General features: G+C 67.3%; 6 protein-coding genes. 5 read left to right on the plus strand and 1 reads right to left on the minus strand.

Annotation, left to right across the window (positions count from 1 at the left end; translation table 11 throughout):
- Positions 1 to 286 precede the first annotated feature (286 nt).
- Complete coding sequence (locus VHL31_RS09195) at positions 287 to 1099, minus strand: DeoR/GlpR family DNA-binding transcription regulator (protein ID WP_329660907.1); 813 nt, start codon at positions 1097 to 1099, stop codon at positions 287 to 289.
- 198 nt (positions 1100 to 1297) lie between these two features.
- Here VHL31_RS09195 and VHL31_RS09200 point away from each other — a divergent pair, with 198 nt between their 5' ends.
- The 5 genes from VHL31_RS09200 to VHL31_RS09220 form a co-directional block, all read left to right on the plus strand.
- Positions 1298 to 2215, plus strand: coding sequence for an ABC transporter substrate-binding protein (locus tag VHL31_RS09200; protein WP_349262400.1), 918 nt, complete (start codon positions 1298 to 1300; stop codon positions 2213 to 2215).
- A gap of 25 nt (positions 2216 to 2240) precedes the next feature.
- Positions 2241 to 3269 (plus strand): betaine/proline/choline family ABC transporter ATP-binding protein, encoded by a 1029-nt coding sequence (locus VHL31_RS09205; protein ID WP_329660909.1) that lies wholly within the window; start codon positions 2241 to 2243, stop codon positions 3267 to 3269.
- Complete coding sequence (locus VHL31_RS09210) at positions 3266 to 5248, plus strand: ABC transporter permease (protein WP_329660910.1); 1983 nt, start codon at positions 3266 to 3268, stop codon at positions 5246 to 5248. Before VHL31_RS09205 ends, VHL31_RS09210 begins: the two co-directional genes overlap by 4 nt.
- Positions 5245 to 6135, plus strand: a complete 891-nt coding sequence (locus VHL31_RS09215) for a phosphotransferase (protein ID WP_329660911.1) — start codon at positions 5245 to 5247, stop codon at positions 6133 to 6135. The genes VHL31_RS09210 and VHL31_RS09215 overlap by 4 nt, the downstream gene beginning before the upstream one ends.
- The coding region (locus VHL31_RS09220; RefSeq protein WP_329660912.1) for an FAD-dependent oxidoreductase at positions 6132 to 6311 on the plus strand (180 nt) is incomplete at its 3' end. The genes VHL31_RS09215 and VHL31_RS09220, both read left to right, overlap by 4 nt.

The following is a 6311-nucleotide window of genomic DNA, read 5'->3' on the forward strand; positions in this document are numbered from 1 at the left end:
CTGCCAAAGGCCGCCGGCAGCAGCGCTTCCACCAGGCTCACCTGACCCACCGCCTTGCGCACCATCGGACGCCCCCATCCTGCTTCACCAGGATCGAATCACAGCAGCACGGCCAAGGCCAGGGTTTCGCGGCAGTCTCCCAGGGCCGAGTGCTTCTGCTGTGCAGATAAGAACGCTTCTTGAAAGACTATGCTTTCTGCGCAGCAAGTAACAATTGTGGCGACGCACTAATATAGGAGGTGCGGGTCTGTCTATGTCTGGGTTTTCAATCTGTTATTGATTTATTCTAATCTGCTGCATCTGTCATTGCTGTCTCTGCAGGACCTGCAGCCGGCCACGTGCCGGCGACCATCCACTGCAGGGCGGCCGACTTGATGCATGGCCGCATGGGCGGGGGGATCTGCGCATCGGAGACGATTGCGTCGATCTCGTCGAAGCCGCAGACCCTGACCCGCGCCGTGGCGCCGAGTTTGGCCGCATCGGCAACCACGATGGTGCGGCGGCATGCCCCGATCATGGCTTGCGCGATCCTGGCCTCGGCCAGGTCGAAATCCATGAGGCCGTCCTCGGCACTCACTGCGCCGATCGACAAGATCGCCAGGTCCGCGCGGAACTGCTCGATGAACGAGAGCGCCTCGGTGCCGACCGCCGCACCGATGTCAGCCCGGAACTCTCCGCCAGCCAGGAAGACGCGGTGGCCCTGCCTTCCCAGCAGAATGCGGGCGATCTCCAGCGAGTTGGTGACGACGGACAGCTCCTTGCGCTCGAGAAGGGCCTCCGCCACGAAGGTGGTGGTCGATCCACCGTCGATCATGACCGTCTGGCCGTCCTGGACCTGGGCCGCTGCCTGACGGCCGATCAGCCGCTTGGCCTCCGTCCGCTCCTTCAGGCGCAGCGAGAAGGGAGGCTCGGTCTGGCCAAGCGGCAGCGCCACCGCGCCATGCACCCGCAGCAGCCTGCCCTCCTCGACAAGAGCCCGGACATGGCGCCGGATCGTCTCGTCCGAGACGTCCAATTCGCTGGCGAGATCGGTGATGGTGCAGCGGCCGCGCTCGCGCAGCGTCGCCATGATCGCGGTCTGCCACTTGGTCGGATACATCCGCAGCCCCAGCCCTTTGCGTCGAAGGCTGCGGCGGCCCCATGGCTAAATCAACATTCTTGTGGATTTCATGTTGACCTCACCGTGGTTCCTTGCGGAGAGTTCTACATGGAGCACGCGACGAGGCAGCGCAGGCGCCGACTTCGTCCAAGAATGGTGGGGGAAGGAATGCTGAAAAAGCTTCTGCTGTCGGCGGCCATGGCGCTGCCGCTCGTCTTCTCCGGTGAGGTGGCGGGGGCGGTGGAATCGACCGACCCGATCAAGCTCACCCTGCACGACTGGACGGGGCAGCTGATCACGACGCGGATCATGGGATCGGTCCTGGAGAAGGCCGGCTACAATGTCGAGTACGTCCAGGCCGACTACCTGGCCCAGTTCCCGGGGCTGCGCAGCGGCGACCTGAGCGTTGCCATGGAGATCTGGGCGACCACCGGCCAGGAGGCCATGGACCAGGCGGTCGCGACCGGCGAGGTGGAAAACCTGGGCGAGACCGGGATGATCGCGATCGAGGAGTGGTGGTATCCTGCCTACATGAAGGAGGCTTGCCCGGGCCTGCCCGACTGGAACGCGCTGAAGGAGTGCGCCGAAGCCTTCTCCACGCCGGAAACGGCGCCGGACGGCCGCTATCTGGGCGGCCCCGTCACCTGGGGCGGGTTCGACGAGGAGCGGGTCGAGGCCCTGGAGCTGCCCTTCCAGGTGGTCCATGCCGGCACGGACGCGGCCCTGTTCGCCGAACTGGAGAGCGCCTACCAGCGCAAGGCCCCGGTCCTCTTATGGGTCTACGCACCGCACTGGGCGCCCATCAAGTACCAGGGGGAGTGGGTGGCTTTTCCGCCCTACGAGAAGGCCTGCTACGAGGATCCGGCCTGGGGCACGAACCCGGACATGGCCTATGACTGCGGCAAGCCGCGCGGGCCGATCTGGAAGGTCGCGTGGAGCGGCGTGAAGGACAAGTGGCCGGGCGCCTACCAGGCGATCAAGGCGTTCCAGATCGGCAATGACGAGATGGGCCAGATGATCGGTGCGGTCGACCTGGATGGCAAGCCGGTCGAGACGGTCGTGGCGGACTGGGTCGCCGCAAACGAGAGGCGCTGGAAGCCCTGGATCGGGCAGTGACGGTGAGCGGGGCGGCAGGCCAGCGATGAACGGTCGCCCCGTCAAGCTCGCGGCACGCGGGCTGTGGAAACTGTTCGGCGCCGGTGCGGCGGACCTGGAACGGCTGGGTCCCGCACCGGACGATGCGAAGCTGGCCAGCGCCGGGATCGTGGCGGGCGTGGCCGATGCCACGCTGGATATCCACGAGGGCGAGATCTTCGTCATCATGGGCCTGTCCGGCTCGGGCAAGTCCACGCTGGTGCGCTGCCTGTCCCGCCTGGTCGAGCCGACCAGGGGGAAAGTGCTCCTGGACGGGCGCGACCTGCTGCAGGCGTCGAAGGCCGAGCTGATCGAGCTGCGCCGGCACAAGATGGGGATGGTCTTCCAGAACTTCGCGCTGCTGCCGCATCTCTCGGTGCTGGGCAATGTCGCGTTCCCGCTGGACGTGCAGGGCGTGCCGCGCGGCGAGCGCGAGCGCCGGGCGCGCGAGATGATCGAGCTCGTGGGCCTGGGCGGCCGGGAGCGGGAACTGCCGCATCGCCTGTCGGGCGGACAGCAGCAGCGGGTCGGCATCGCCCGCTCATTGGCAGTGGGGCCGGAACTCTGGTTCCTGGACGAGCCGTTCTCCGCGCTGGACCCGCTGATCCGGCGCGAGATGCAGAACGAGTTCCTCCGGCTGCAGAACGTGCTGAAGAAGACCATCGTCTTCATCACCCACGACTTCGACGAAGCCATCCGGCTGGCCGACCGGATCGCGATCATGCGCGGTGGCCGGATCATCCAGACGGGCACGCCCGAAGAACTCGTGCTCCACCCGGCCGACAGCTATGTGGCCGAGTTCACCCGTGAGGCGCCGCGCGCGAAGATCCTGTCCGCGCGCGGGATCATGCGGCCGCTCCAGGATCGGGTCGCCGTGGCCGGCGCGGTCGACGCCCGGGCGAAGGTGCACGCGATCGCCGCCAAGGTGGAGGCCAGCGAGCGTCCGTTCCTGGTCGAGGAGGAGGGGCGGCCGGTCGGCCTGGTCGACCGCGCCGCGATCATGGAGGTGCTCCTGGGCAGGGAGACGGCGGCATGAGCCTTGCCCTGCCGATGGCGGCGGTCTCGGAGGGCGTGGTCCGCAACCGGGCCCGCTGGCTCTGGATGGTCGTGCTCCTCGTCACCGCGATCCTGGCGGTCCTGCCGGTCAAGTACCCGGCATGGCTGCTGGAAGTGCCGCGCCCGTGGCGGCTTGGCTGGGACAAGCAGATCTCCGCCTTCATGAACTGGCTGGCCGAGGATGCGAGCTTCGGCCTTTTCACCTTCCGGCAGCTGACGCGCGGCATCTCCTGGCTGCTGGACTGGCCGCTGCACTGGGCGACCATGCTGCTGGCGACGGGGCTCATGGACGGGCAGGGCTCGACGGCGGTCCAGGTCCTGCCGCCGCTGCCATGGCTGGCGGTCGTGCTGGGTGCTGCCATGCTGGGCTGGCACTGGGGCGGCCCAAGGCTGGCGCTGCTGGGCGGCGCGTCATTCCTCTATCTGGCCGTGTTCGGACAGTGGGCCAGCGCGATGGTGACGCTGGCCTCGATCGCGATCGCCGTGCCGATCGGCATCGCGCTGGGCCTGCTGCTGGGGATCGCCGGCCATCGCAGCCAGGCCATCCGCAGCATCCTCCTGCCGATCCTCGACCTCATGCAGACGGTGCCGATCTTCGCCTATCTCGTGCCGATCCTGTTCCTGTTCGGCTTCGGCCCCGTCGCGGCGACGCTCGCCACGATTACCTACGCCATGCCGCCCATGGTGCGCGTGACCATGCAGGGGCTGGGTGCCGTGCCGACCGAGATCGTCGAGTACGGCCGCATGGCCGGGTGCACCGAGCGACAGATGACCTGGAAGGTGCTGGTGCCGGCGGCACGGCCCACACTCCTGGTCGGCGTGAACCAGGTCATCATGCTTTCGCTGAACATGGTCATCATCGCCTCGATGATCGGGGCGGGCGGGCTCGGCTACGACGTGCTGACCTCGCTGCGCCGCCTCGACATCGGCGGCGGCCTGGAGGCGGGCCTGGCCATCGTGCTGCTGGCAGTCGCCCTAGATCGCCTGAGCCGTGCCGCCCATGACGACGCCTATGGACGCCACAAGCGGTTCTGGATCGCCTTCGTCGCGGCCATCGGTGGGATCTATCTGGCGGGCCTGGTAGTGCCAGCCATCGCCATCTACCCGGCCGGCTGGACGGTCTCGACCGGCGCGTTCTGGAGCGATCTCGTCGCTTGGCTGAACGTTCATTTCTTCGACGCGCTGGAGGCGATCAAGACGGCGATCGTCCTGAACCTGCTGGTCCCGGTCCGCCGCTTCCTGACGGCACTGCCCTGGCCGTGGGTGCTGCTGGTGGTGGCCCTGCTGGGCTGGCGGCTGGGCGGGGTCCTGCTGGCGGCGATGTGCCTGGCCTTCGGCCTGTTCATCGTCCTGAACGGCCAGTGGCAAAATGCGATGCAGACCGTCTACCTCTGCGGCGTGTCCGTCCTGATCGCCGCCGCCATCGGGATCCCGCTGGGCATCGCCAGCGGCCTCAGCCGGCGGACATGGCAGGTGATGGAGGCGGTCATCGACACGCTGCAGACCCTGCCGAGCTTCGTCTACCTGATCCCCGTCGTGATGCTGTTCCGGGTGGGCGACTTCACGGCGATGATCGCGGTCGTGCTCTACGCGCTGGCACCGGCCGTCCGCTACACGGCGCACGGCATCCGGCAGATCCAGCCGGCCCTGATCGAGGCCGGGACCGCATCCGGCTGCACGCCCTGGCAGATGCTGACCCGCATCCGCCTCCCGCTGGCGCGGCCAGACATCCTGCTGGGCATCAACCAGACGATCATGCTGGCCCTGTCGATGCTGGTGATCACCGCCCTGGTCGGCACCCGCGATCTCGGCCAGGAGGTCTATGTGGCGCTCACCAAGGCGGATACCGGCCGGGGGATCGTCGCAGGCCTGTGCGTCGCGTTCATCGCGATCGTGGCTGACCGGCTGATCCAGGCAAGGGCGGCACAGTTGCGGCCGACTTCGGGAGGGCATGCATGACCCTCGACGAGGCAGCCAGGAAGGTGGCTTCCCTCTCGATCTGGCAGGGCAAGGTCGAGCCCAAGCCATTGGGAGGCGGGATCACCAATTTGAACTTCATCGTCGACGACGGGCCGGCGCGGCGCGTCGTGCGGGTTGGCGAGGACATCCTTTATCACGGGATCCTGCGCAGGAACGAACTGGCCGCGAGCAAGGCAGCGGCCGCCGCCGGACTTTCCCCTGCCGTGATCCATGCCGAGCCCGGCATCCTCGTCCTGGACTATGTGGAGGCAGAGCCACTTGATCCGGATGCGGTCCGGTTGCCTCGAAACCGGCAGCGGCTGGTCCATCTCCTGCGCCAGTGCCACCGAGACGTCGCCAGGCATCTGCGCGGCCCTGGTTTCATGTTCTGGGTCTTCCACGTTCTCCGCGACTACGGCCACGTGCTGCGCGAGGGAAAGAGCCGTCACCTCGACAGGCTGGACCGGCTGCTCCAGGCGGGGGAGCGGCTCGAGAAGATCGTCGGGCCGGTCGAGATCGTGTTTGGTCACAACGATCTCCTGCCGGCCAACATCCTGGACGACGGGCAGCGGCTCTGGCTGGTCGACTGGGAATATGCCGGCTTCAACTCCCCGCTGTTCGACCTGGGCGGGCTCGCGTCGAACGCCGGGATGCCCCAGCCGGAGTCGGAGGCACTGCTGGAAGCCTATTACGAGCAGCCGCTCAGCGACGACCTGCGGCGGACGGCAGCCGCCATGGCGGCTGCATCGCTGCTCCGCGAGACGATGTGGAGCATGGTGTCGGAGATCCACTCCACCCTCGACTTCGACTATGCGGCCTATACTTCCGATAATCTCGCGCGGTTCGAGGCAGCGCTCGGCGCTCTCGATGCCATGGAGCGGTCATGACCGATCTTCCTACCAGTGCTGCCGTCATTGTGGTGGGCGGCGGCATCGTCGGTGCCTCGGTCGCCTATCATCTCGGGCAGATGGGCGTGGGCGAGGTCCTGCTGCTGGAAAAGGGCAAGCTTACCTCCGGCTCGACCTGGCATGCCGCGGGCTTGGTGGGCCAGCTCAGGACCAGC

It is taken from the genome of Geminicoccus sp., from assembly GCF_036263595.1.
Lineage (GTDB): Bacteria > Pseudomonadota > Alphaproteobacteria > Geminicoccales > Geminicoccaceae > Geminicoccus.

Excerpts from the sequence above, each read along its gene's own strand:
- VHL31_RS09195 (WP_329660907.1), bottom strand. The coding sequence starts at position 1,099 with ATGTATCCGACCAAGTGGCAGACCGCGATCATGGCGACGCTGCGCGAG.
- VHL31_RS09200 (WP_349262400.1), top strand. The coding sequence starts at position 1,298 with ATGGCGCTGCCGCTCGTCTTCTCCGGTGAGGTGGCGGGGGCGGTGGAA.
- VHL31_RS09205 (WP_329660909.1), top strand. The coding sequence starts at position 2,241 with ATGAACGGTCGCCCCGTCAAGCTCGCGGCACGCGGGCTGTGGAAACTG.
- VHL31_RS09210 (WP_329660910.1), top strand. The coding sequence starts at position 3,266 with ATGAGCCTTGCCCTGCCGATGGCGGCGGTCTCGGAGGGCGTGGTCCGC.
- VHL31_RS09215 (WP_329660911.1), top strand. The coding sequence starts at position 5,245 with ATGACCCTCGACGAGGCAGCCAGGAAGGTGGCTTCCCTCTCGATCTGG.